Source organism: Glutamicibacter sp. 363 (genome assembly GCF_052379505.1).
GTDB lineage: Bacteria > Actinomycetota > Actinomycetes > Actinomycetales > Micrococcaceae > Glutamicibacter.
Genome location: NZ_JBQSYR010000041.1, coordinates 1 through 22,959, shown reverse-complemented (window position 1 = coordinate 22,959; position 22,959 = coordinate 1). Strand labels below are relative to the sequence as shown.

The window sequence follows — 22,959 nt, the reverse complement described above, 5'->3', positions numbered from 1 at the left end:
TCACCACGTTCCAAGCCTTTGGCGCCTTTGCGTTGACCGAACCCGACCATGGTTCGGACATTGCCGGAGGCATCCACACCACCGTGACCCGCGAGGGCGACGAATATGTGCTCAACGGGGCCAAGCGTTGGATCGGAATGGGGACCATCGCCGATTTTGCGTTGATCTGGGCAAAATGTCCCGAGAGCGGCGCGGTGGGGGCCTTTCTGGTGGAAAGCAACCGTCCGGGTTACAGCGCAACCAAGATCGAAAACAAGATCGGCCTGCGCATCATGCAGAATGCGGATATTTCAATGGAGAATGTCCGCATTCCGTTGGAGAATAAACTCCCTGGTGCGGTCAACTTCGCCTCGGCGAATGCGTTGTTGATGCAGTCTCGCGCCTGGGTCGGGTGGCAGGCGGTTGGCGCCATGCTGGCAACCTTGGATATCTGTACCGCTTACGCTAAGGACCGGCAGCAATTCGGCCAACCCATTGCCTCATTCCAGCTGGTGCAGCAATCCTTGGCGGAGATTGCGGGTAATGCGACGGCTTGCCTGTCAATGATGATGGACATCGCGCGCAAGCAAGAACGCGGCGAACTGGAAATGGTCGACGCGGCGCTGGCCAAATCCACTGCAACCCGGCTCGCGCGCCAAACGGTCTCGTTGGGCCGCGCGCTACTTGGCGGAAATGGTGTGGTGACCGACCATGAGATGGCCAAATTCTTTTGCGATGTTGAAATCCTGCACACCTATGAGGGCACCTATGAGATTAATTCATTGATCGTTGGACGGGCGCTGACCGGAGTGAGCGCGTTCGTCTAGGGAAAATCTCCATGTGTAGGTGGCCGAGTCCTAGTGAACGTTTGCGCCGAAAGTACGTTCCAATCCGGAAAGTGCTGGCTAGGGCAGATCATCAGCATGCGCCACCTGCACGAGGATCATGGCGGTCTAACGCTTCCGTAGCTGCGCGTGGGGCACAGTCACTGGGCTTGAGCTTCATTATGCTCGGGGCTGCAGTTGTCCTGCCATTGCTGTCTGCCGGTTTCTGGAAGAGTGCACGAGTAAGCGAACATCCACGAAAACAAATTAATGACGACTTCAAAACCCTGTGCGAAGCTCTCGAGGCAACCGACTCGGTGCCCGAGGAGAAGAGCTAGCTGCGCCACCAGGTATCGAGGTAGGTTGCGGGAACCGTACGCTTATGGCGCGAACCGAGGAAGCGGGATTCGATGGACTTGGCTGCGGCAGCATCGACTTCCCGGCCTTCGAGGTAGTCATCGATCTGCGAGTAGCTCAGCCCCAGCTCGTCCTCATCAGTCCGCTGCGGCTGGCCATCTAATAGGTCCGCGGTTGGTTCCTTGGCCCAGAGGAGCTCTGGAGCACCCAATTCTCGCAGCAAGGCTTGGTTCTGGCGTTTATTCAACCCGGCGAGAGGCAAAAGGTCCGCGCCACCATCTCCGAACTTGGTGAAGAATCCGGTGACCGATTCGGCTGCATGATCGGTTCCGAGGACCAGCATGCGGCGATCGCCGGCCATGGCGTATTGCACGATCATGCGCATTCGGGCCTTCGCGTTACCGCGGTTGAAGTCGCTGATGCGTGGGTGGCCCGCGTTGTCCAGCGCTTCATCCAGAGCCTTGACGGGCATTTCGATATTTACTTCAAACTCCTCGTCGGCGCCGATGAACGCCATGGCCTTCGCCGCGTCATCGGCGTCGCTCTGCACCCCATGGGGCAGGCGGACCGCGACAAAGTGCGCCTCGCCGCCGGCGTCACGGACCTCTTGGACCGCCAGTTGCGCAAGCCTTCCGGCCAAGGTGGAATCGATGCCGCCGGAAATTCCCAGCACGAAACCCTTGGCTCCGGTTGCACCGAGGTAGTCCTTCAGGAACCCCACGCGCTGGTGGATCTCCTGTGCCGGAATGATTTGTGGCTTGACGCCAAGTTCTTCGATGATCTCTGCTTGCAGTTCGCGCATGCATCCAATACTAGGCATGAGAATGGGCGCTGTGGCCAAATACCGGTGTTCGGGGCGGAAAGTTAATCTGTTTTCAACATTCCACCCGGCAGGCTACTCGGTTTCAGCCTCGGCCCAGCCAAAGTTCTTGGCCATCTGTTCCAGGGAACTCACCGTGGTGGAATATGCCTCCGGGGTGAGTCCCTCGCCGCACTGGGTGCGGATTCGTTCGACCAGTTCGCTGAGCTTCACCAGTGACACATGTCCGCGTTCGGTGATCAGGTACTCACCGCCTTGGCGCGAAATCCACCCGGATTCCACGAGCTCTGCCAGGTGTTCGGTGACGGACTGAGGTTCATCGGGCGAGGCAAAAAACGGTGAGAGGCCCGTGGTGAGCTCGGCTTCCGACGCAGGATTCTGCTCGAGCAGGTTCAGCACCTGCCATTGCCGGCGCGTGACACCGTGTTCTTCCAAGGTCGCTGCAAACTGCTCGTCGATCAGCGAATCCACCAATTTTAACCAGAAACCCAAGGGGCGAGTCGCATTCATGATCCCACCCTAGCCGGGAGTTACGGCTGGGGCTAGGGGCTAAAATAAACAAGTACGGCCAGCTCAATCGCGGTTCCACCGATCCGTCACCGGGCCCTGATCAGGTAACGATGCACGGCTGCGAGGGACTGTTCCCGGAGTACCGCGTCTTGGGGCTGGATTGCACCGAGAAATAGCTCTCATACAGGGCATTCCTTGCAACGGCCACTCGGTTGTGGCGATTAGAATTGTGCCTATGAGCGAAACCAACGCCCGTGAGCGGCTTAAAGAACTGATCCAAGAACTTGCCATCGTGCGTGGCAAGGTCACTCTTTCCTCCGGCAAGGAAGCGGACTACTATATCGATCTGCGCCGGGTCTCCTTGCAGCAGGAAGCTTCCGGACTCATCGGCGAGGTCATGCTCGATCTGCTGGACGAGGCAAAGCTTGAATTCACCAATGTTGGCGGTTTGACCATGGGCGCAGACCCGGTGGGTACCGCAATCATGCATACCGCGCGAACTCGGGGCCGTAGCCTTGACGCATTCGTGGTGCGCAAGGCGCAGAAGTCCTATGGAATGGGACGTCAGGTTGAAGGGCCGAGTGTCGAAGGCAAGAACGTGATCGTTCTGGAAGATACCTCAACTACCGGTGGTTCCGCTCTGACCGCCGTCGAAGGCGTGCGCAAGGCCGGCGGCAACGTCATTGCCGTCGCCGTGATCGTTGACCGCGACACCGGCGCCAAGGAGCGCATCGAGGCCGAAGCTGGCGTTCCGTACTTGTTCGCCTATGGCAAGACCGAGCTGGGCCTGTAACTACATACTCAATAAGAACTGGCCCGGATGGGACGGACTTTTGGTCCGCCCCATCCGGGCCAGTTTTTATTGAGCTGCGGTTCCTAAGCCGTGGCTTGCTAGTACGTCAAACCGTAGCCGAAGGGGTAGAGCTCACCATCGGTGGTTTCCGCATAACCTGGCAGGTCGCTGTACTGCTCGCGGATGGCCTCGGCGGTGCCGGCCAGCGCGAACGGCATGCGACCCTGCGGTGCCACCTTTCCGGAGAGCACGTCCATCAGCGCGGTGTCGCTCATGCCGAATCCTGCCACGATGGCGCCCGCATCGCGCATTCCGCTGGCCTCATCCATGACGAATGGCTGGCGGAAGTACACGTGCATGACAACCTTGCTCGGGTCCTCGACCTCGTTCATGACCTCTTTGATGGTGTCCAGCGAGGGGCTGATTTCCCACGACTGCGATTCGGACATACCGGTGAAGTCAAGGACGCTGGACTCCCATGGCAGCGAGCCGCCGAAGACCAGGCCGTCGTCCGTGCAGCTCTCGGCATCTTGGGTCATGCAGGCATCCGCGGCGCCAAACGGACTGTTGCCGTCGAGCCCAGCGACGCCGTCCATGATGATCGAGCTGAGGTGCTCGGGGTTCATCCCGGTTTCCGGATCGTTGGACTTGTAGGCGCTGGTGTTTTTGTTGTTCACGGTCACCGAGATCAGCGCGTAGTCGCTGTCTTCGGCGCTTGGACGCGCGGCCGGATCTTCGGTGTTGCCGTTGGTGACGTCGTAGCCGTAGCTGGCGACCTTTTCCTCGGTGAAGTCACCCAGGATGTAGACATCCGAGTTCGGCTTCAGCGGAAGGACCTTCTCCCCGTCAGGAGTTTCCTTGTTCTGCAGCAATACCGCCGATTTGCGCTGCAAATCCAGTCCTACCTCGCGGTTCGCCTCGCTGCCAACGATCTTGCCGGCGGATTCGACCTCGACATAGGGGTTCTCAAACAGGCCCATCTGGAACATCGGGGTGGTCAGCCGCGTGGCTGCCAAATCGATGCGTTCTTCGGTGAGCAGTCCCGAGTCGACCAGATCGGTGATTGTCTTGACGTCGTGGAAGCCCGAAAGGGTGTCGGTTCCCCCGTTGACCGCGGCGGCGACCCGCTCCGGGACGCTCTGGTCTTCTAAGCCCCAGGCGCGGTCGTTGATGATCCCGGTGTCAGAGTTGACGTATCCGGCGAAGCCCAGCTCGTCGCGCAGCAGGTCATTGACGATCTGTTTGGAGAAGGCCATGCCGGTCGAGTCGTATTCGACGCCGTTGTAGGTGACCTCCATTGGTGCCCCGTAGTAGGGCATGATTGAGGAAACGCCGGCATTGATGGCTGCTTCGAAAGGCTTGAGGTGGTAGCCGAAGCCATCACCTGGGTAGACCTGGGTCTTGCCGAAGGAATAGTGCGCATCCAGACCCAGTTCCTGCGGCCCGCCGCCGGGGAAGTGCTTCATGGTCAGCGCGACCGGGCTGTCCGGGTTCAACGAGACGCCTTCTTGGTCCGCTGGCCCCTGCAGGCTCTGGACGAGCGAGCTCATGATGTTCGAGTTGAGCTCAGCGTCCTCGGTGAAGGTCTCGTGGGCACGGTACCAGCGTGGTTCGGTGGACAGGTCCGCCATGTAGCCGTACATTCCGCGCAGCCCGATGGATGCCCACTCCTCGCCCATGACTCCGGTGAAGTCATCGATGATGGACATGTCTCCGGTGGCCGGATCCTGCCCGGTGCGCAGTGCCTCTTCGCCCAGGGCCGCGGCCGCCAGACCCGCCTCCTTGGGGAAAGCGGTGAAGGCGCCGGCGGACTCGTTGATTCCTGCCCGGGCATCCGGGTCGATGTGGTTGCGCGCGTTGGACTTGAACAGCATCGGGATGCCCAGGCGAGTTCCTTCGCCGAGCTCCTGGACGGTGTTCATGTATTTGGCCGCTTCCTGCGGGGTCAGCGAGGTGCTGGCCCGGAAGCCGCCTTCGCTGTCGCCGCAGACTGCTTTGTCCTCGCTGGTCACCGTGTTGCGGAAGACGAAGCGGTGCATCTTCTGGTTGTTCACGTAGTCGCTGGCCTTTGGATCCAGCGTGCCGCGGGTTTGCGTTTCGACGTCGCAGGCGGCGTTCAGCGTATCGATCAGCATCAGTCCGGACTTCTCGTCCAAGGTCATCTGCGAGACCAGATCCGCGGCGCGTTCCTCCGCTGGCTTGCGCCAGTCTTCATAGGTATCGAGCTTGCCGTTGGCGTTCAGATCTTTGAAGCTGCGGCCCTTGTGCGTGATGGTGTCCTTGACGCGTGCTTCAAGCGTTGGCGGTTTGCCGTGGTTTCCCTCGGTGGACTTCGCCGCGGTCGGGAGTTCCGCGGCAGCTGGCTCGTTGCGGTTGCTTGGCATGGCTCCGGCTGCCGGGGCGGCCAGCGTAAGGGCCAGGGGAATGACTATTGCCGCCGCGATGCGTCTGCGCATCGCGAGCGCTGAATTCTTTCGGGACATCGGTGTCTCCATTGGTGGGTTGCGAGTGATGGTTGGAATCCCTGAGCTGTGCGGATATTCCAAGTCACTTCTACTGTGACTTGGCGCATAGTGAAGTTCGAAGCGGTTGCCATAAATTGCCGTGTTGCAGGAAGGTGCCTTGCAGGCCCGGATGCCAAAAATCCCCTGCAGGCCTAGGCCTGCAGGGGATCGAGGTGGAGCAAACGCTGCCTAAGGTGCGATCAAATCCAGCTGGGTTGGCAGCCAGAGGCTTAGCTCTGGAACGAACACCACGAGGAGCAGTCCCGCGAGGAGTGCGATCAGGAACGGCAGCAGTTTCTGGATCACCGGTTCGATGCGCAGCCCCGCGACCCGGGCGCCGATGAACAGCACGTTGCCCACCGGCGGGGTGATCGTTCCAACGCACAGGTTGAAAACGAGCATGGTGCCGAAGTGCACCGGGTGAATTCCGAACTCCATGACGATCGGGAGGAAGATCGGGGTGAAGATCAAAATTGCCGGGGTCGGGTCCATGAATGTTCCTACGGCCAGCAAGATCACCATCATGATCATCAAGATGAGCGTCGGGTTATCGGTCAGGCTCAGCAGCCCGTCCGAAATCATATCCGGGATGCGCGCGAAGGACATCAGCCAGGACATTGCCGTGGAAACGCCAACGAGCAGCATCACGATGGCGGTGGTCTTGGTTGCGTTGAGCAGGATGCCGGGCAGATCGCGAACCTTGATTGCCTTGTAGATGAATCCCAGGATCAGGCAGTAGACCACGGCGATCGCGGCTGACTCGGTGGGCGTGAAGACGCCGCTGAGGATACCGCCAATGACGATCACGATCATCAGCAGCGAAGGAATGGCCTTGACCAGGGTCTGGATCGCGACGGCGAAGGTGACGCGTTCGGTGGAGCGAGTTTCCTTGTGCTTGCGCGAGTACAGATAGATCACGAGCATGCACGCGAAGATCCAGACCAGGCCCGGGCCGTAGCCCGCCACGAAGAGGGCGGCGATCGAGGTGCTGGAAACCAGCGAGTAGACAATGAAGGTATTGCTCGGCGGGATCAGCATGCCCGAGGGCGCCGAGGCGATGTTTACCGCGGCGGAGAAGTTGGGGTCGTAGCCTTCCTTCTTCTGCCGTGGACCCATGACGGTGCCTACGGCGGCGGCCGAGGCGACGGCCGCTCCGCTGACCGAACCGAAGAGCGCATTGGCCACGGTATTGGTCTGCGCCAGCGAGCCGGGCATCCGGCCGACCAGCACCTTGGCGGCATCGATCAGCCGCCCGGCAATCCCGCCATTGTTCATCAGCACTCCGGCCAGGATGAAGAACGGTATGGCCAGCAGCGTAAATGAATTAATACCGGCAAACACCTGCTGCGAGGTGGTCAATACGGCCCGGTCGAAGCCTAGGACCGCGATGATTGCGGCCACCGAGCTGAGTCCGATGGCCACCGCGATAGGCACCGACAAGATAATAAGTACAACGATTCCGACGAGGAGTATGAGCCCCGCGAGTAATGCAGTTTCCACGGTTCCTCCTAGACGACGTCGGGTTCGGTGTCTGCGATGGGCTCTTCATCGCCGCGGATAACCGCAAGCGAATGGTAGATCGCATAAAAAATGATGATGATGCCGGTGATCGGCATGACCAGATACAGCGGGCCGACCGTGGCGGGCAGGCCGGTCAGGGCCTGCCCCCACGATTTCTCGGCCACGCGGAAACCGCCCCAGACCAGTACCAATGCGGAAAATGCCACAATGGCAAGCTGGACAAAAAGCGCCGTCGCTTTTTCCAGGGTTGTGGGCAATTTGCGCACCACGAAGTCCACCGCGATGTGGCCGCGTTCGGCGAAGACCAGCGCCGCGCCGAACAGGCCGAGCCAAACGAACAGGTATTGCGCGAGCTCTGAAGTCCAAGCGCTGGGGCTGTTGAGGACCTGGCGGGCAAAGACCTGCCAGACCACCGTGAGAACGAGGACCGCGAATAACACGACGCAGGCCACCGCGAGGATTCTGTCGAAGCTTCTCTTTACTACTTGCATGAAATTACCTGTCCGTTAACCAATGCTGATTACTTGGCCGCAGCGCGTGCAGCGTCGTAGATCTTCTTGGCGGAGTCGGTCTTGACATACTTCTCGATCAGCGGCTTCAACGCCGTCTGGAATGCCGCGGCATCCACGTCGTTGAATTCCACGCCGGCGGCTTCGAGCTCGGTGTGCGCCTTCTCGGTTTCGGTGGTCCATAGCGCGGTGTGCTCGGTGACCGCAGCATCCCACTGCGCGTCGAATGCCGCGCGGTCTTCTTCGCTCATGGCTTCGTAGGCGTCGGTGTTGACGACCACGTAGTCCAGACCCACCAGGTGGTTGGTGTTGGAGAAGAACTTGGCAACCTCGGAGTGCTTCTGGGTCAGGTAGGAGACTTCGTTGTTCTCGGCCGCGTCGATCACGCCGGACTGCAGCGCGGTGTAGACCTCGCCGAAGGCCATTGGGGTAGGGGCGCCCTTCATGGCCTTGATCATGTCCAGCTGCACCTCGGATTCCTGAACGCGCACCTTCATGCCGGCCATGTCCTCGGGGGTGTTGATCGGGGCCTTGGCGTTGTAGATGCTGCGGGTGCCCTGGGTGAAGCCGCCGAGTACGGTCAGGTTCTGGTCCTCCAGCGAGGAGTAGAGCTCGCCAACGATTTCCTCGTCACCGATCACGCCCATCTGGTGCTCGACGCTGTCGAAGACCCCTGGCAGGTTGAAGACCTGGAATTCGGGGTTCAGGTTCTCCAGCTGGGTGCCGGAGACCACCGCCATGTCCACGCTGCCGTCGCTGACCAGCTGAATCGCTTCCTGCTGCGCGCCGAGGGTTTCGTTGGCGTATACGTCAACGGAGACGCGCCCCTCGGTAGCTTCGTCGAGGTTCTTTCCCATATTGTCCAGTGCAATGAAGGACGGGTGGGTTTCGGTCTGGTTCAGGGCTAGGCGAAGCTCCTTTGAATCGCCACCTCCCGAAGCATCGGTACCACCACAGGCCGCGAGGGTCAGCATCATTACTGCCGCGGCGCCGGTGAGGCCCAAAAATTTAGTGGAACGCATGTGTTACCTGTTTCCTGCCCGCATGCGGGCATCTGTAAGGGCTCGGATCCCCGGCCGATTCACTTGCAATGGGGACACGCCACCAAGTGCGGCGGGTCCTTGCCATACTCCATAGAGCCAAACCCCGTTGCCATATTGCAACATGTTGCCACTAGTTGCATGGGTCACGCTTACACTGATCGATGGAGGTCCAGATGACAGAATTACCAAAGCAACCCTCGATCTATGACGTGGCCGCGGCGGCAGGAGTTTCCGCGTCCACGGTTTCGCGTGCCTTCGCCAGACCCGGTCGGGTCAGCCACCAAACGGCGCAACGAATCTTCGATGCAGCGACCGCTATCGGCTACCGCTCGGCCCACATGCCGGGATTCAGCCGTGCCGCGGGGCGCCACACCTCGATGATTGCCGTGGTGATTGCCGATATCAGAAACCCGGTTTATGCGGAGATCGTGCGTGGGGCCGAGGCCGCCGCCTCGGAATCCGGCTACATCACCCTACTTGCCCACACCCAGGAATCCGAGGTTCGTGAACGCCAGGCGTTGGAACGTGTCCTGCCAATGGTTGACGGCATCGTGCTCTCCAGCTCGCGCATGTCCGACTCCGCGATCCGGATGCTTGCCAAGCAGAAGCCGATGGTCGTGATGAACCGTGCGGTCAAGGACGTGGCCAGCGTGGTCACCGACAATGCGCGCGGAATCCGCCGCGCCGCCGAGCACCTGGCCGAACTTGGCCACCGCAATATCACCTACCTGGCCGGGCCCGAGGCCTCCTGGGTGGACGGCATGCGCTGGCGTTCGCTGCGCGAAGCGGCGAGCGAACTCGGACTCTCGGTGCGTCGCACGAACTCGTCCAAGCCGACTATCGGCGGGGGTGAGGCGCTGGCAACCGAATGGCTGCAGCGCCGGACCAGCGCGGTCATTGCCTATAACGACCAGATGGCCATCGGCTTCATGCGCGGGATGACGCAGGCACGGGTGCAGGTTCCCGGCGAGGTGAGCGTTGTGGGATTCGACAACAGCTACGGTGCGGCCTTGGTTACTCCGGCACTGACCACGGTGGAAACACCGTTGTACTCGCAGGGCGCCACCGCGGTGAACAACCTTCTGGCCTTCGCCGCGGGCGCCAAATCGAGGTCAAACGAACCGGTGGTGCTGCCGGCAAGGCTGGCGGTGCGCAATTCGACGGGACCGGCGGCGGAATAGGTAGTTGCACTCGGGCAGCTGTTGTTGCCAACAAATGGCAACTTGTTGACGAAGGTCATACAACTTGGAAACCATGTTGCCATGTCCTCATCGATTGCCGCCGCGCCAGACCGGCTTCTCCCATCCGATCCCGGAACGCGTGCCATTGCACGAAATCTCCTGGAGCTGGTCCAAGACCTGCCGATTATCTCCCCGCACGGCCACGTCGATCCGGCCATGCTGGCCACCGATACCCCGTTCCCGGATCCGGCTTCGCTGTTGGTCACCCCCGATCACTACGTCAAGCGGCTGATCCATGCAAGTGGCGTCCCGATGGACCGCTTGGTGCTGGGCACCAGCCCAGACGTTGATGCCCGCTCCATCTGGCGCGAATTCGCCAAGGCCTGGCCGTTGTTCGACGGCACCGCTTCGGGCTACTGGCTGCGTTCCGAGTTCGAGCATGTATTTGAACTGCGCGACGAAATTTCCGAGGCAACCGCAGACGCTAGCTTCGACGCGCTGCAGCGCAAGCTGAACGAGCCGAGCTTCCGCCCGCGCCAGCTGTTCAAGGACTTCAACATCGAGGTGCTGGCCACCACCGATGACCCGATGGATGATCTGCGCTACCACGCGGAAATTGCGGCAGATGCGAGCTTCGCAGGACGGGTGCTGCCGACCTTCCGTCCCGACGCCTACCTGAACATCGCCCACCCGGATTGGGTGGAGAACGTGGATAAGCTCATCGGCGAGGCCGGCGACGGGGCTTCGGGCTACGCCGGCTACCTCGCAGCCTTGGAGAATCGCCGCAATTACTTCATCTCCCACGGTGCGGTTTCCGCGGACCACGGCGTGCGCACCCCGCTGACCCTGAAGCTGGACCGCGCCGAGGCCGAACGCCTGTTCACCAAGGCCCGCTGCGGGGAGGCCACCGCCGAGGACCGCGACGTGTTCGAAGCGCACATGATGTACGAGTCCGCGCGGATGTCGGTGCAGGACGGTCTGGTGATGACCGTGCACCCCGGCTCCTTCCGCAACCACCACCTGCCAAGCTTCGAGAAGTTCGGTGCCGATACCGGCCACGATATTCCGTTCCCGGTCAGCTTCACCGAAGCGGTGCGCCCGGTATTGCAGGACTTCGGCACGGCGGCGGACTTCAACTTCATCCTGTTCACCATGGATGAGACCGTTTATTCCCGCGAGCTGGCGCCGCTGGCCGGGTTCTACCCTTCGGTGTACATTGGCGCCCCGTGGTGGTTCCTCGACGCCCCCGATGCGATGCTGCGCTTCCGCTCCGCGGTGACCGAGACCGCCGGGTTCTCCCGCTCCTCCGGGTTCATCGACGACACCCGCGCCTTCTGCTCGATCCCGGCCCGGCACGACGCCTCACGGCGCATCGAAGCCTCCTTCCTGGCCCGGCTGGTCGCCGAGCACCGGGTCAGTGAGGACCGCGCCGCCGAGCTGATCGTTGATGTCGTCGACGCCGCACCACGCAGGGCTTTCAAGCTGTGAGCGGCGCAGCGCAGCGCAGCGGCACCCGCCCGCAGATCCGCATCGTGCATCTAGGGCTGGGCGCCTTCCACCGCGCCCACCAGGCCTGGTACACCGTGCAGGCCGGCGACGGCTGGGGGATCGCCGCCTTCACCGGGCGTTCGGCGACCGCCGCGCAGACGCTGAACGCGCAGGACGGGCTGTACACCCTGGTCACCCGCGGGCCGGAGGGTGACCGCTTCGAAACCATCGAATCGATCGCCACCGCCTACGCGGCCAGCGACCTCGACGCGTTGCGCGACCTGCTCTCCCGCGGCACCACCGCCATCGTGACGCTGACGATCACCGAAGCCGGGTACAAGGTCATCACCGCCCAGGGGCAACCGGTGCTCGATGCCCAAGATCCAGATGTGCGCCATGACCAAGAAGCGCTGGCCAAGATGCTCGACGGCGGCGAAGCGGTGGGAGAATTGCGCACCGCCCCGGCGCGCATCCTGCTGGGGCTCGCCGCCCGCAAGGCCGCAGGTGCCGGCGCCCTGGCGATTGTCTCCTGTGACAATCTGCCGGGCAATGGCGCGGTCACCCGTGCCGCGGTGCTCGGCTTGGCCGCCGGAATCAATGCGGAGCTGGCCGACTGGATCACCGCCAATGTCAGCTTCGTGGACACCTCCATCGACCGAATTACCCCGCGGACCACGGAAGCAGACCGTGCCACGGTCGCCGCCGAAACGGGTTTCCAAGACGCGTCCCCGGTAGTCACCGAACCGTTCACCTCCTGGGTGCTGCAAGGAGACTTCCCAGCCGGACATCCGGCCTGGGAAAAGGCCGGCGCCTTGTTCGTTGATGATCTCGAACCCTTCGAACGGCGCAAGCTCTGGCTGCTGAACGGTGCCCACACGCTGATGGCCTACGCCGGACAACTGCGTGGACACGAAACCGTTGCCCAGGCGCTGGCCGACCCGCAAGTCAACCAGTGGGTCCAAGAGTTCTGGGATGCTGCGGCGGCGCACCTGAGCGAGCCGGGACTGGATATCCCCGGCTACCGTCAGGCGCTGGCCGAACGCTTCGCTAATCCGCGCATCGCCCACTACCTAGCTCAGATCGGTATCGACGGGTCGCTGAAGCTGGCAGCCCGCGCGATCCCGGTCTACCGGGCAGAGCTCGCCGCCGGACGCGACGGGCGCGCAGCCTTGCGTCCCATCGCCGCCTGGTGCGATCAGCTCACCGCCCAACGTGCCGCGGGCGCGGAAGTGGCAGACGCGCAGGCTCCGGCCCTGGAAGCGGCGCTCGCCGATTCCTCGGGGTCCCGGGAGCAGACCATCGCGTTTCTCACCGTGCTTGATGCGCAGCTCGCCGCCGAAGGCCCGGCAGTGGACGGCGTGCACCAGCTGCGCAAGGGATTTACCAGCTAGTTTTCTCCACCTCTCACGTGAGCATCGAAGCTCACGTTTCCCGAAAGGATTGCCATGAAAATCATCAAGGCAGAAGTATTTGTGACCAGCCCGTCACGCAACTTCGTGACCCTCAAGGTCACCACCGAATCCGGCCTGGTCGGCATCGGCGACGCAACCGTGAACGGCCGCGAACTCGCGGTCGCTTCCTACCTGAAGGACCACGTCGCCCAGCTGCTCATCGGCAAGGATGCGCACCGCATCGAGGACACCTGGCAGTTCCTCTACCGCTCCAGCTACTGGCGCCGCGGGCCGATCACCATGGCCGCGATTGCCGCGGTGGACATGGCCCTGTGGGACATCAAGGGCAAGGCCGCGAACATGCCGGTCTACCAGCTGCTGGGCGGCGCCTCGCGCAACGGCCTGCGCGCCTACGGCCACGCCTCGGGCACCGACACCGAGCAGCTCTTCGACTCGATCCGCGAGCACCTGGAACTGGGCTACAAGTCCATCCGCGTGCAGACCGCCGTCCCGGGCATTAAGGCCGTCTATGGCGTTGCCGCCCAGACCCAGGCCTCGGGTGAACGCTACGACTACGAGCCCGCCGGCCGCGGCGCGTTCCCGCAAGAAGAGGACTGGGACACCCGCGCCTACCTGCGCCACCTGCCGAGCGTCTTCGAGGCGGTGCGCAACGAATTCGGCCCGGAGATCCCGCTGCTGCACGACGGGCACCACCGCATGACCCCGATCCAGGCCGCCAAGCTGGGCAAGTCCCTGGAACCCTACGACCTGTACTGGCTCGAGGACTGCACCCCGGGTGAGAACCAGGAAGCGCTGCGCCTGGTCCGCCAGCACACCACCACCCCGATCGCCATCGGCGAGGTCTTCAACACGATCTACGACTTCCAGTCGCTGATCAAGGAACAGCTCATCGACTACGTGCGCGCCGCCTCCACCCACTTCGGCGGCATCTCGCCGCTGAAGAAGGTCATGGACTACGCCGCCCAGTACCAGGTCAAGTCCGGCTTCCACGGCCCGACCGACATCTCCCCGGTGGGCTTCGCCGCCCAGCTGCACGTGGGCCTGGCCATCCACAACTACGGCATCCAGGAGTACATGCAGCACTCGGACGCCACCAACACGGTCTTCGAGCAGTCCATGACCTTCGAGGACGGCTACCTGCACCCGGGCAACAAGCCGGGCCTGGGTGTCGAATTCAACGAGGAAGCGGCGTTGTCCTACCCGTACCAGCAGGCCTACCTGCCCTACAACCGTCTCATCGACGGCACCGTGCACGACTGGTGAGCCAGCAAATTGTGGCGCAAGCTGGGCAAACGGAGACTTCCGAAGGAGCTGTCGCATTGAACCGGGTCATCGTCATGGGTGTCTCGGGCTGCGGCAAGTCCACCGTCGGCGAGCTGCTCGGCGCGGAACTGGATGCGGGATTCCTCGATGGGGATTCGCTGCACCCGCAGGCGAATATCGACAAGATGGCTGCCGGGCAGCCACTGGACGACGCGGACCGCGAACCGTGGCTTCGCGAGGTCGGCAATCGTTTGGGAGCGGTCGGCAACGAATCAATGGTCATCGCCTGCTCTGCGCTGAAGCGGAAATACCGTGACCTGATTCGGGCGCAAGCGCCGGGAACGGTGTTCATCCACCTGCACGGCTCGGAGGAGCTGTTGACCGAGCGCATGGGCTCACGTCCCGGCCACTTCATGCCGGTGGGACTGTTGCAGTCGCAGTTGGCAACCCTCGAACCGCTGGAAGCTGACGAATTCGGTCTCGTACTGGACATCGCGCAGCCACCTAGTGAGCTGGTTCAGGATGCGGTTGCTTGGCTGGAATTCCGAGACTAGAACTCAGATTAACAGGCAGTGGGGACTGATTCTGCTCAGTCCCCACTGCCTATTGCTTCCAGAAGATTACAGCGCTTCGAGTCCTGCCCTGCAGAGAGCGTTGAGAAACCCCAGGCAGATTGGTGCCTTTGCTGCGCCGGGCCTCGGGGCCGGGGGGCTACGGCGTCCTGCGGCGCAGCGTCAGCGAACCGATAATAAGCGCCGCAATAATCCACGCGATGATAACCAGCAGGCTCGCGGTCGTGGCCGAATCTTCGGTGCCATTCGCGATCGCCGTCAACGCATCGATCGCATGAGATAGCGGCAGCCAATCGCCGAAGACCTCCAGGGGACGTGGAAGCTGCGCACGTGGAAGGATGATCCCGGCCAGCAGGAATTGCGGAAAGATGAACAGGGGCATGAACTGCACCACCTGGAATTCGGTACGGGCGAAGGCGCTTGCCATCAATCCCAGACTGGTGCCCAACAAGGCATCGAGCGCCGCAACCGAAAACAGCAGCCAAAGGCTCCCCTGGATTTCCAAGCCGCACACCCAGACGGCAAATGACACCGCGATCACCGTTTGGAGGATTGCGATCAGGGTGAAGGCCAGCGCATAGCCAAGAATGAATTCCCCCTTGGCCAGCGGCAAACTCAGCAAACGCTCCAGGGTTCCGATGTGGCGCTCACGAAGCGTGGCAATGCTGGTCACCAGAAACATGACGATAAACGGAAACAGCGCGATCATGGCTGGGCCGATCAGGGCAAAAACGTCTGTATCGGTGAAGATCCAGGACATCAAGCCAATGAGCAGGCTGGGAACCACCAGCATGAGGGCAATGGTTCGTGGATCGTGCCGAACCTGCTGCAAGACGCGTCCGGAGGTGGCGAGCGTGCGGATCATGGTGAACTCTCCTTGCCCGCGGCGCGGTGTTTTGGAGTCGGCCGTGCAACGTTCGGCGTTGCGCCGCCAACCCCGCCAACAAGGGCCAGGAAGGCTTCTTCTGGATTCTCGGTTCGAGTGCGTGCAAGCAGTTCAGCCGGGGTGAGCTGGGCTAGCAGTTGGCCCTCGCGGAGCAGGAGCAACTCGTCGCAGCGCATCGCTTCATCCATGACATGGCTGGAGACCAGTAGGCACATTCCGGTGGCGGCAAGTTCGGTAAACAGCCGCCAGAGATCGGAGCGAAGCACCGGGTCAAGCCCGACCGTTGGTTCATCGAGGATGACGAGATCTGGCGTTCCGAGCAACGCAATGGCCAATGACACTCGGTTGCGTTGTCCTCCGGAAAGATCTATGGCTAATTTTTTCGACTGAAGATCGAGATCGGTCAACGCGATGACGCGGTCAACATCTGCGGTGGATACGCCAAGAATCCTTGCGAAGTAGGCGATATTCTGGCGCACGGTGAGATCGTCGTAGACGCTGGCAGCCTGCGTCATGTAGCCAACTCGGTGGCGCAGGGCCTTGCTGCCGGCCGAGGAGCCGAGCACCTTCACGCTGCCATGGGTGATAATTTGGCTCCCGACGATGCTCCGCAGCAAGGTGCTCTTGCCGCTGCCGCTAGGGCCCAGTAGGCCAATGACGCGTCCGGGGGACAGCGCAAAACTCAGCTCGTCGAGCACAAGCATCTTGCTTCGCTTCGCGCTCAAACCGTCCACGACAACGCAGGCCGATTTATTCATCATGCAATGAATTAAAGACCCCTTTAAGGCCGGGGTCAACGCTTTCAGGACGGCATTTTTCCTGTCAGATGCCACTGGACGGCGGGCCCAATGCAGGCTACTACCTCCTCGTCCTCCATCGAAGCCAGCGGCTCGAGCTGAATGATGTACCGCCCGATAATCATTCCGATGACCTGTGTCGCTGCCAGCGCGGCTCGTCGGTCGGCGTCGGCGGGCGGCAAGGATTTGCCAAGCCGCGCGAGCAGTTCTTTTTGGAGGAAGGGCCGCATGAGCTTGGTTGCCGACTGACTGGAAAGCATGCCACGGATCAAGCTGGTGGCCGCAGGACGAATGGCGGGGTTTGCCCACGCCGTCACGACGGTGCGCACCAGGGCTTCGCCCAGTTCGTCAAGCGGGCTGGTCATTGCCTGAGCAACCAGCTCCCCAGGATTAACCGGCATATTGAGCGCTTCGAGGAAGAGGCCGGTCTTGTCTTTGAAGTAGTGGTGAACCAGAGCCGAATCGACACCAGCGCGGCGCGCCACGGAACGAATGCTTGCCGCCTCGAAACCGACGGTGCTGAATTCCTCGGTCGCGGCTTTCAAGATTTTCCGGCGGGTTGAACCTGTGGTGCTGCCCCTAGGCCGCCCGCGGCCACGTGGTGCGGCGCTCGGGTATTCGGATTCCTGATTCACGGATCAAGCATACGTCTTGGGTGCCTCAGCTGCGCTTGGCCCACAGGCCGAGAATTACGAGCAAGTAGGCGAGCACGGCAAATCCGAGCAGGCGGTGCTCTCCCCACACCACGGTATTGGATACGGAGCAGTGCAATTCGGCGCCTTGGCCCAGACAGGAACGCATCGCATAATTCAAGGCGATGAAAAGGGTCAGGCCCAAATAAATGCCAACGGCAAGCAATACGAACTTCAACAGCCTCCGCTGGGAGGGACGGCTCATCATGCAAACAAGTATCCGCCCCTTTCCACGGTTGGCAAGGGGCGGATCTCAAGGCTCAGGCTACGGCTTTTTAACCTTGCCGGCAGCTGGTTCGCCGGTGCCTTCCGCTACTAGCTCGCCGTGCAGGGTAGCCACCGAGGGGTACTGCAGATCCGGGCGGAACGGGAAGGTATCAACATCGCTGGCCGAGGTGATGCCGGTGTGGACCAGCGCGGTCAACAGCCCGGCTTCCATGCCGGCAATGATGTCGGTGTCCATCCGGTCACCGATCATTGCGGTGGTTTCCGAGTGCGCGTCGATCCGGTTCAGGGCCGAACGGAACATCATCGGATTGGGCTTGCCCACCACGTACGGTTCGCGGTTGGTGGCCCGAGTGATCAGCGCCGCCACCGCGCCGGTGGCCGGCAGCAGACCCTCGGACGAAGGGCCGGTGGCATCCGGGTTGGTTGCGATAAAGCGTGCGCCGCCCTCGATCAAACGAATCGCCTTGGTGATGGCTTCAAAGGAGTAGGTGCGCGTCTCACCGAGCACCACATAATCCGGATTCTGATCGGTCATGATGAACCCGGCATCGTGCAAAGCGGTGGTCAAACCTGCTTCACCGATTACGAATGCGCGTCCGCCGGGGCGCTGACGTGCCAGGAACTCGGCGGTGGCCAGGGCGGAGGTCCAGATGTTCTGCTCCGGAACGTCCAAGCCCGAGGCGAGCAGTCGGGCGCGCAGGTCGCGTGGGGTGTAGATCGAGTTATTGGTCAACACGAGGAATCGCAAATCGTTCTCGCGCCAGTACTGAATCAGCTCGGAGGCACCCTTGATTGCCTGATTTTCATGGACAAGCACGCCGTCCATGTCGGTCAGCCAGGTTTTGATGTCGTGGATGGTGCGCGAAGCTCGAGTTATGGTCGTCACGAGGTGTTATTCCTCCTTGGGCAGTGATGGTGGGACGTTTCGTCATTGATCAACTTCCCTGGTACTAAAAGCCTACACAGCAATTGCCGTGAGTGCCGTGAACGTGGACACCTCGCCGAACAACTACCCTTAAAGGGTGAACGAAGAATCGCAGGAACCCACGGCAGATCCAGCAGCGCAACACATCATCGGCGTTGGCCCTTGGCAGGGTGAACTGCCGACGGATGCGCACTATGACCCTGAGCTGTTGGCCCAGGGAGATCGGCGCAACGTCGCCGACAAGTACCGCTACTGGTTGATGGACGCGATCATTGCGGATCTCGACGAGCGCCGCCACGATTTTCATATCGCTATTGAGAACTGGCAGCACGACATGAATATCGGCACAGTGGTGCGCTCGGCAAACGCGTTTCTGGCCAAGGAGGTCCATATCATTGGCCGCCGACGCTGGAATCGCCGAGGTGCTATGGTGACCGATCGTTACCAACATGTACGCCACCATGCCACCGTGGATGAATTCGTGATCTGGGCCGAAGGGGAGGGGCTGACCATCTTGGGGATAGATATTTTCCCCGATTCGGTCCCTCTGGAGACATACGAACTTCCACGAAACTGTGTGCTGGTGTTCGGCCAAGAAGGCCCTGGCCTCAGCCCGGAGGTACATGCAGCAGCGAAAGACACTCTTTCAATTGAACAGTTTGGTTCAACTCGATCGATAAACGCAGCTTCGGCTGCCGGTATAGCGATGCATGCCTGGGTCCGCAGGCACGTCTTCGGGCAACGGGTGAGTTAACAAAGGGATAAACATCTGTCTTTTAGGCAGAAGTTTATTCGAGCATCTGGATTAGTTGTGAAATACACCATAGGCTAGGCCTTGGTTATGCATTCGTGATCTGGGAGCGGCAGTAGTGAAACGGCGACATCAGGTAAACCACGACTTATTACTTATCGGCTTGCCCCGGAAAAGGAAACGTCTGATCGTATGGGCCACCTCAGTGGTGGCCGCCATTGGTCTCACCGGCGCGCTCGCAATTCCTATTGTTGCGCAAACAGCCGATGATCGTCAGGGCAATATGCCCATAGCCATCGATGCGCAGGCCGCGCCCGCAAACTTCAGCAACCCGGTCTATGTCAATCAGGACGCTCCGTTGAACGCCTTCGGCGGATCGGGGCGGGCGCTTGCCATCGATGGCCGCCCCTTGGGGATGGTTGAAGGCGCCGCCGAAACTTCCGAGGAGTCCGAGTCCGAAACCGAAACCGCACTTCTCGCAGGAGCCGTTGGCGCCATCGGGCAGCTTCCCGGTGACTTGCAACTGATGCACCCGGTCCCTACTCGACGCATCTCCAGTCCCTACGGGTGGCGCAGCAATCCCACCGGTCCAGGAAACCAGATCCACATCGGTCAGGACTACCCAATCTCTTGTGGTTCTCCGGTGTACGCCAGTGAAGCTGGTCGCGTCATCGTCTCCGGATGGCACGGCCACTCGGGCATGCGCGTCACCATCGACCACGGTAGCAATGTACAGACCGGCTATAGCCACAACTCGAAGCTGGTGGCCAAGATTGGCCAAGAGGTCAAGCAGGGCGAGCTGATCGCGCTCGCGGGAACCACCGGTAATTCGACGGGTTGCCACGTGCACTTCGAAGTGATCGTCAACGGTCGCTGGCACGATCCACGCAACTATCTGCCAGGGATCCCCGGCCAGCCCAAGGCAATGATCGATTCGACCCGCCTGACGGTGAACTCGAACAGTGCTCCAAAGGGCAACGGCTCCAACGGTCCACAAACGCAGGGACCGGATCGCAACGAGAGCTCGGATCCTGATGTAGTGGTTCCACGGGACGACACTCCAGTGGTGCCGAAACCTAAGCCAAAACCGAAGCCAAGCCCGAGCGATTCGAACTCGCCATCACCGACGGACTCCAAGCCGCCTTCGCCTACGGAATCGAAATCTCCGTCACCGACGGACTCGAAGTCGCCGTCGCCTACGGATTCGAAGTCTCCATCACCGACCGACTCCGAGTCGCCTACGCCAACCGACGAGACGACACCGACTGAGGGGTCGGGGGATACCCCGCCATCCAAGGATCCAACGCAGGATACATCTACCCCGACGGAGCCTGAGGCTACGGATACAGCGCCGAAGGCCAGTGATTCTTCTACCCCGGATAAGAAGGAATCGACTTCTGCAGTCCCGGAAACCAAGGGTTCCTCGGCACCGCCAGCAACGTCTAGCACGGTAACCCCGGAGGCGACCGGGTCATCCGATGCTTCGCAGTCCTCGGGGTCGGCCAGCAAGTAGCAGGTCACCGATAACCGCGGGTGGAAATCAGCCAAAGGCTGGCTTCCACCCGCGGTTTTCTGCTCCAATACGCTTCATCACGTGTCACGTTCGGAGATCTACGCCACGTCACGCCCCGCTGCCGATAGGATGGGGTGAGAAACGCCGTCAAAGGCGACGCGTCCACCCTCGCTAATCACAAGGAGTGAAGCATGCCTATCGCAACCCCCGATAAGTACAATGCAATGATCGATGCCGCCAAGGCTGGCGGGTACGCCTTCCCGGCGGTCAACGTCACCAGCTCGCAGACGCTGAACGCCGCAATCCGCGGCTTCGCCGAAGCCGAATCGGATGGCATCATCCAGGTATCCACCGGTGGCGCAGCCTACTGGTCCGGTGCCTCCATCAAAGACATGGTGACCGGCTCGCTCGGTTTTGCCGCCTTCGCCCGCCAGGTCGCCAAGAGCTACGGCGTGAACATCGCGTTGCACACCGACCACTGCCCAGCCGACAAGCTGGACTCCTTCGTGCTGCCGTTGCTTGCAGCCTCCGAGGCAGAGGTCGCCGCCGGCCGCGACCCATTCTTCAACTCGCACATGTGGGACGGCTCGGCCGAAACCCTCGAAGAGAACCTGCGCATCGCAGCCGAGCTGCTGCCGCGCACCGCTGCCGCCAAGCAGATCCTCGAAGTCGAGATCGGCGCAGTTGGCGGCGAAGAAGACGGCGTGGAGAACGCCATCAACGACAAGCTGTACTCCACCGTTGAGGACGCCTTGGCTACCATCGACGCCCTGGGCGCCGGTGAAAAGGGCCGCTACATCACCGCGCTGACTTTCGGCAACGTGCACGGCGTGTACAAGCCAGGCAATGTCAAGCTGCGTCCAGAGATTCTGAAGGACATCCAGGCTCAGGTTGGCGCCAAGATCGGCAAGGCCAACCCCTTCGATCTCGTCTTCCACGGCGGTTCGGGCTCCTCCGATAAGGAAATTGCCGACGCGGTGTCCTACGGTGTCATCAAGATGAACATCGATACCGACACCCAGTATGCCTTCACTCGCCCGGTGGCAGGCCACATGCTTGCCAACTACGACGGCGTGCTGAAGATCGACGGCGAAGTCGGCAACAAGAAGACCTATGACCCACGCGTCTGGGGCGCCAAGGCTGAAGAGTCAATGGCGGCTCGCATCGTTGAGGGTGCACGTCAGCTCGGCTCGGCCGGAAAGTCGCTGAAGTAATAATGGCCGGAGAGAATCTACTGGGTATCCCAGAGACACTGCTGCCCGAGGAAACCGACTTACTGGCACGCTACGAAGCCGGTGACGAAGCGGTAGATCTTGCTGCTCAGTTCCCTGCATCTTCGCTGGTCTGGGCATTGCTCGCCAACGAAGCACACAGCGAAGGCCGTGTTGTGGAATCCTACGCGTTCGCCCGCGTCGGCTACCACCGTGGCTTGGACTCGTTGCGCAAATCAGGCTGGCGTGGACAGGGGCCGGTCCCTTGGCGCCATGAACCAAACCGCGGTTTCCTGCGTTCGCTTTACGCGCTGGGTCGTGCGGCTGCCGCCATCGGGGAGACTGAAGAAGTCGACCGTATTGGCAAGTTCCTTAACGACTCGGATGCCACTGCCAAGGCTGAAATCGAAGCTGGCAAGTAAATAATTCATATTCGCCAAACGGCGGCCGTTCTCTTTGCGAGAAGGGCCGCCGTTTGGCGCGTCAGTCAAGAGTGCTCAGGTCCAAACTTGGCTACACCCTGTCTGGGGTGAGGCGGGGGTTGCTATGAGGGACTGGTCTCACTCAACCCTGACAGACAGGGCGTCGAGTCAGTGAACACGATGGTTCTCAGGAAAAAACCTTTGGCTGGGATGAAACGGGCCGCTTATCGAGCATCACCAGAACGCCATTAGACCCTTCAACAGGTGCCCGGATAGAGAATCCTACGAAACAGGATCTTTGGGTCGATGCTCTAGGCGATCTCGTAGGCATTGATGGCACGGATTTGTGGTGGGACACCAACGCTTTGACTCCGCAACTGCTCACCGTGGGGGAAACGTCTGTCACGTACGCACCTGCAGGAAACACGATCATTGATGGTCAATTGAAGGTTTCTGGCTGGCGTAGCGAACATACATCGCATCCTGAAACTCCGTGGTCACAGCAAGCCATGGCGGGCACTTCAGCATATCCCGGGCTATCTTCAGCTCAGGTGCTTACCGCGTTGCCCGGTCTGCCAGAGCATATCCAGCTTACGGGTAATGGGCAGTTGAATGTTCAGGGTTTGGATTGGCTTGGCGTGCGTCTGTATGACCCGTCAACACGGGGTTTCTTGAGCACGGATCCGCTGGAGCCGACTACTGGTGCTGGTTGGGCCTCTAACCCTTATTCCTATGCAGGTAATGACCCGGTGCATCAG

The 22,959-nt window shown here is 61.2% G+C and carries 23 protein-coding genes; 12 read left to right on the top strand and 11 right to left on the bottom strand.

Going from position 1 to position 22,959, the window contains the following annotated elements; genetic code table 11:
- Positions 1–806, top strand: an 806-nt coding sequence (locus ACT3UA_RS17675) for an acyl-CoA dehydrogenase family protein (RefSeq protein ID WP_444617683.1), incomplete at its 5' end; no start/stop codon positions are given.
- A 331-nt stretch (positions 807–1,137) separates the two neighbouring features.
- On the opposite strand, the gene nadE is transcribed toward ACT3UA_RS17675, so the two are convergent.
- On the bottom strand, positions 1,138–1,962 hold the full coding sequence (gene nadE / locus ACT3UA_RS17670; protein WP_096285807.1) for an ammonia-dependent NAD(+) synthetase: 825 nt from the start codon (positions 1,960–1,962) through the stop codon (positions 1,138–1,140).
- Positions 1,963–2,055: 93 nt separating this feature from the next.
- A complete protein-coding gene (locus ACT3UA_RS17665) occupies positions 2,056–2,490 on the bottom strand; it encodes a MarR family winged helix-turn-helix transcriptional regulator (protein ID WP_096285805.1) in 435 nt (144 codons plus the stop codon).
- 235 nt (positions 2,491–2,725) lie between these two features.
- On the opposite strand from ACT3UA_RS17665, the gene pyrE reads away from it, so the two are divergent.
- Positions 2,726–3,283 (top strand): orotate phosphoribosyltransferase, encoded by a 558-nt coding sequence (pyrE, locus tag ACT3UA_RS17660; RefSeq protein ID WP_444617680.1) that lies wholly within the window; start codon positions 2,726–2,728, stop codon positions 3,281–3,283.
- Between the two features lie 98 nt (positions 3,284–3,381).
- Here pyrE and ACT3UA_RS17655 read toward each other — a convergent pair whose 3' ends face one another.
- The 4 genes from ACT3UA_RS17655 to ACT3UA_RS17640 form a co-directional block, all read right to left on the bottom strand.
- Positions 3,382–5,766 (bottom strand): glycoside hydrolase family 3 N-terminal domain-containing protein, encoded by a 2,385-nt coding sequence (locus ACT3UA_RS17655; RefSeq protein WP_444617678.1) that lies wholly within the window; start codon positions 5,764–5,766, stop codon positions 3,382–3,384.
- Positions 5,767–5,976: 210 nt separating this feature from the next.
- The gene (locus ACT3UA_RS17650; protein WP_444617676.1) at positions 5,977–7,287 is read right to left on the bottom strand and encodes a TRAP transporter large permease; all 1,311 of its coding nucleotides are present in this window, start codon (positions 7,285–7,287) and stop codon (positions 5,977–5,979) included.
- Positions 7,288–7,295: 8 nt separating this feature from the next.
- Entirely contained in the window at positions 7,296–7,799 is a 504-nt protein-coding gene (locus tag ACT3UA_RS17645) for a TRAP transporter small permease (protein ID WP_096285799.1), read from the bottom strand.
- A 29-nt stretch (positions 7,800–7,828) separates the two neighbouring features.
- Complete coding sequence (locus tag ACT3UA_RS17640) at positions 7,829–8,839, bottom strand: TRAP transporter substrate-binding protein (protein ID WP_096285797.1); 1,011 nt, start codon at positions 8,837–8,839, stop codon at positions 7,829–7,831.
- Positions 8,840–9,033: 194 nt separating this feature from the next.
- On the opposite strand from ACT3UA_RS17640, the gene ACT3UA_RS17635 reads away from it, so the two are divergent.
- The 5 genes from ACT3UA_RS17635 to ACT3UA_RS17615 all read left to right on the top strand — a co-directional run bounded on the left by ACT3UA_RS17635 (position 9,034) and on the right by ACT3UA_RS17615 (position 14,758).
- Positions 9,034–10,041 carry a LacI family DNA-binding transcriptional regulator gene (locus ACT3UA_RS17635; protein WP_444617674.1) on the top strand — a complete coding sequence of 336 codons (1,008 nt, stop codon included), beginning with the start codon at positions 9,034–9,036 and terminating at the stop codon, positions 10,039–10,041.
- Between the two features lie 81 nt (positions 10,042–10,122).
- The gene (gene uxaC, locus ACT3UA_RS17630; protein WP_096285793.1) at positions 10,123–11,529 is read left to right on the top strand and encodes a glucuronate isomerase; all 1,407 of its coding nucleotides are present in this window, start codon (positions 10,123–10,125) and stop codon (positions 11,527–11,529) included.
- Positions 11,526–12,920, top strand: coding sequence for a mannitol dehydrogenase family protein (locus ACT3UA_RS17625; protein WP_444617673.1), 1,395 nt, complete (start codon positions 11,526–11,528; stop codon positions 12,918–12,920). The genes uxaC and ACT3UA_RS17625 overlap by 4 nt, the downstream gene beginning before the upstream one ends.
- A 54-nt stretch (positions 12,921–12,974) precedes the next feature.
- On the top strand, positions 12,975–14,204 hold the full coding sequence (gene manD, locus ACT3UA_RS17620; RefSeq protein ID WP_444617671.1) for a D-mannonate dehydratase ManD: 1,230 nt from the start codon (positions 12,975–12,977) through the stop codon (positions 14,202–14,204).
- A gap of 56 nt (positions 14,205–14,260) precedes the next feature.
- Entirely contained in the window at positions 14,261–14,758 is a 498-nt protein-coding gene (locus ACT3UA_RS17615; protein ID WP_444617669.1) for a gluconokinase, read from the top strand.
- A 157-nt stretch (positions 14,759–14,915) separates the two neighbouring features.
- On the opposite strand, the gene ACT3UA_RS17610 is transcribed toward ACT3UA_RS17615, so the two are convergent.
- From ACT3UA_RS17610 to ACT3UA_RS17590, 5 genes are all read right to left on the bottom strand, one after another.
- Positions 14,916–15,641, bottom strand: coding sequence for an ABC transporter permease (locus ACT3UA_RS17610; RefSeq protein WP_444617667.1), 726 nt, complete (start codon positions 15,639–15,641; stop codon positions 14,916–14,918).
- Positions 15,638–16,423 (bottom strand): ABC transporter ATP-binding protein, encoded by a 786-nt coding sequence (locus tag ACT3UA_RS17605; protein WP_176484157.1) that lies wholly within the window; start codon positions 16,421–16,423, stop codon positions 15,638–15,640. Before ACT3UA_RS17605 ends, ACT3UA_RS17610 begins: the two co-directional genes overlap by 4 nt.
- A gap of 41 nt (positions 16,424–16,464) precedes the next feature.
- A complete protein-coding gene (locus ACT3UA_RS17600; RefSeq protein WP_217990364.1) occupies positions 16,465–17,004 on the bottom strand; it encodes a TetR/AcrR family transcriptional regulator in 540 nt (179 codons plus the stop codon).
- Positions 17,005–17,119: 115 nt separating this feature from the next.
- Positions 17,120–17,359, bottom strand: coding sequence for a hypothetical protein (locus tag ACT3UA_RS17595; protein WP_096285783.1), 240 nt, complete (start codon positions 17,357–17,359; stop codon positions 17,120–17,122).
- A 57-nt stretch (positions 17,360–17,416) separates the two neighbouring features.
- Positions 17,417–18,265 (bottom strand): HAD-IIA family hydrolase, encoded by an 849-nt coding sequence (locus ACT3UA_RS17590; RefSeq protein WP_255248413.1) that lies wholly within the window; start codon positions 18,263–18,265, stop codon positions 17,417–17,419.
- 136 nt (positions 18,266–18,401) lie between these two features.
- On the opposite strand from ACT3UA_RS17590, the gene ACT3UA_RS17585 reads away from it, so the two are divergent.
- From ACT3UA_RS17585 to ACT3UA_RS17565, 5 genes are all read left to right on the top strand, one after another.
- On the top strand, positions 18,402–19,058 hold the full coding sequence (locus ACT3UA_RS17585; protein ID WP_444617663.1) for a TrmH family RNA methyltransferase: 657 nt from the start codon (positions 18,402–18,404) through the stop codon (positions 19,056–19,058).
- Between the two features lie 205 nt (positions 19,059–19,263).
- Positions 19,264–20,568 carry a peptidoglycan DD-metalloendopeptidase family protein gene (locus ACT3UA_RS17580; RefSeq protein WP_444617661.1) on the top strand — a complete coding sequence of 435 codons (1,305 nt, stop codon included), beginning with the start codon at positions 19,264–19,266 and terminating at the stop codon, positions 20,566–20,568.
- A gap of 191 nt (positions 20,569–20,759) precedes the next feature.
- Positions 20,760–21,782, top strand: coding sequence for a class II fructose-bisphosphate aldolase (fbaA, locus tag ACT3UA_RS17575; RefSeq protein ID WP_096285777.1), 1,023 nt, complete (start codon positions 20,760–20,762; stop codon positions 21,780–21,782).
- Positions 21,783–21,784: 2 nt separating this feature from the next.
- On the top strand, positions 21,785–22,201 hold the full coding sequence (locus tag ACT3UA_RS17570) for a DUF3151 domain-containing protein (protein ID WP_444617659.1): 417 nt from the start codon (positions 21,785–21,787) through the stop codon (positions 22,199–22,201).
- Between the two features lie 365 nt (positions 22,202–22,566).
- Positions 22,567–22,959: RHS repeat-associated core domain-containing protein (locus ACT3UA_RS17565; protein WP_444617657.1), on the top strand; the 393-nt coding region annotated here is incomplete at its 3' end.

Bases quoted from the DNA above. Each gene is read 5' to 3' on its own strand.
- manD (WP_444617671.1), top strand. From the start codon at position 12,975: ATGAAAATCATCAAGGCAGAAGTATTTGTGACCAGCCCGTCACGCAAC.
- nadE (WP_096285807.1), bottom strand. From the start codon at position 1,962: ATGCGCGAACTGCAAGCAGAGATCATCGAAGAACTTGGCGTCAAGCCA.
- ACT3UA_RS17655 (WP_444617678.1), bottom strand. From the start codon at position 5,766: ATGTCCCGAAAGAATTCAGCGCTCGCGATGCGCAGACGCATCGCGGCG.
- uxaC (WP_096285793.1), top strand. From the start codon at position 10,123: ATGTCCTCATCGATTGCCGCCGCGCCAGACCGGCTTCTCCCATCCGAT.
- ACT3UA_RS17595 (WP_096285783.1), bottom strand. From the start codon at position 17,359: ATGATGAGCCGTCCCTCCCAGCGGAGGCTGTTGAAGTTCGTATTGCTT.
- ACT3UA_RS17570 (WP_444617659.1), top strand. From the start codon at position 21,785: ATGGCCGGAGAGAATCTACTGGGTATCCCAGAGACACTGCTGCCCGAG.
- fbaA (WP_096285777.1), top strand. From the start codon at position 20,760: ATGCCTATCGCAACCCCCGATAAGTACAATGCAATGATCGATGCCGCC.
- ACT3UA_RS17610 (WP_444617667.1), bottom strand. From the start codon at position 15,641: ATGATCCGCACGCTCGCCACCTCCGGACGCGTCTTGCAGCAGGTTCGG.
- pyrE (WP_444617680.1), top strand. From the start codon at position 2,726: ATGAGCGAAACCAACGCCCGTGAGCGGCTTAAAGAACTGATCCAAGAA.
- ACT3UA_RS17605 (WP_176484157.1), bottom strand. From the start codon at position 16,423: ATGATGAATAAATCGGCCTGCGTTGTCGTGGACGGTTTGAGCGCGAAG.
- ACT3UA_RS17640 (WP_096285797.1), bottom strand. From the start codon at position 8,839: ATGCGTTCCACTAAATTTTTGGGCCTCACCGGCGCCGCGGCAGTAATG.
- ACT3UA_RS17635 (WP_444617674.1), top strand. From the start codon at position 9,034: ATGACAGAATTACCAAAGCAACCCTCGATCTATGACGTGGCCGCGGCG.
- ACT3UA_RS17665 (WP_096285805.1), bottom strand. From the start codon at position 2,490: ATGAATGCGACTCGCCCCTTGGGTTTCTGGTTAAAATTGGTGGATTCG.
- ACT3UA_RS17645 (WP_096285799.1), bottom strand. From the start codon at position 7,799: ATGCAAGTAGTAAAGAGAAGCTTCGACAGAATCCTCGCGGTGGCCTGC.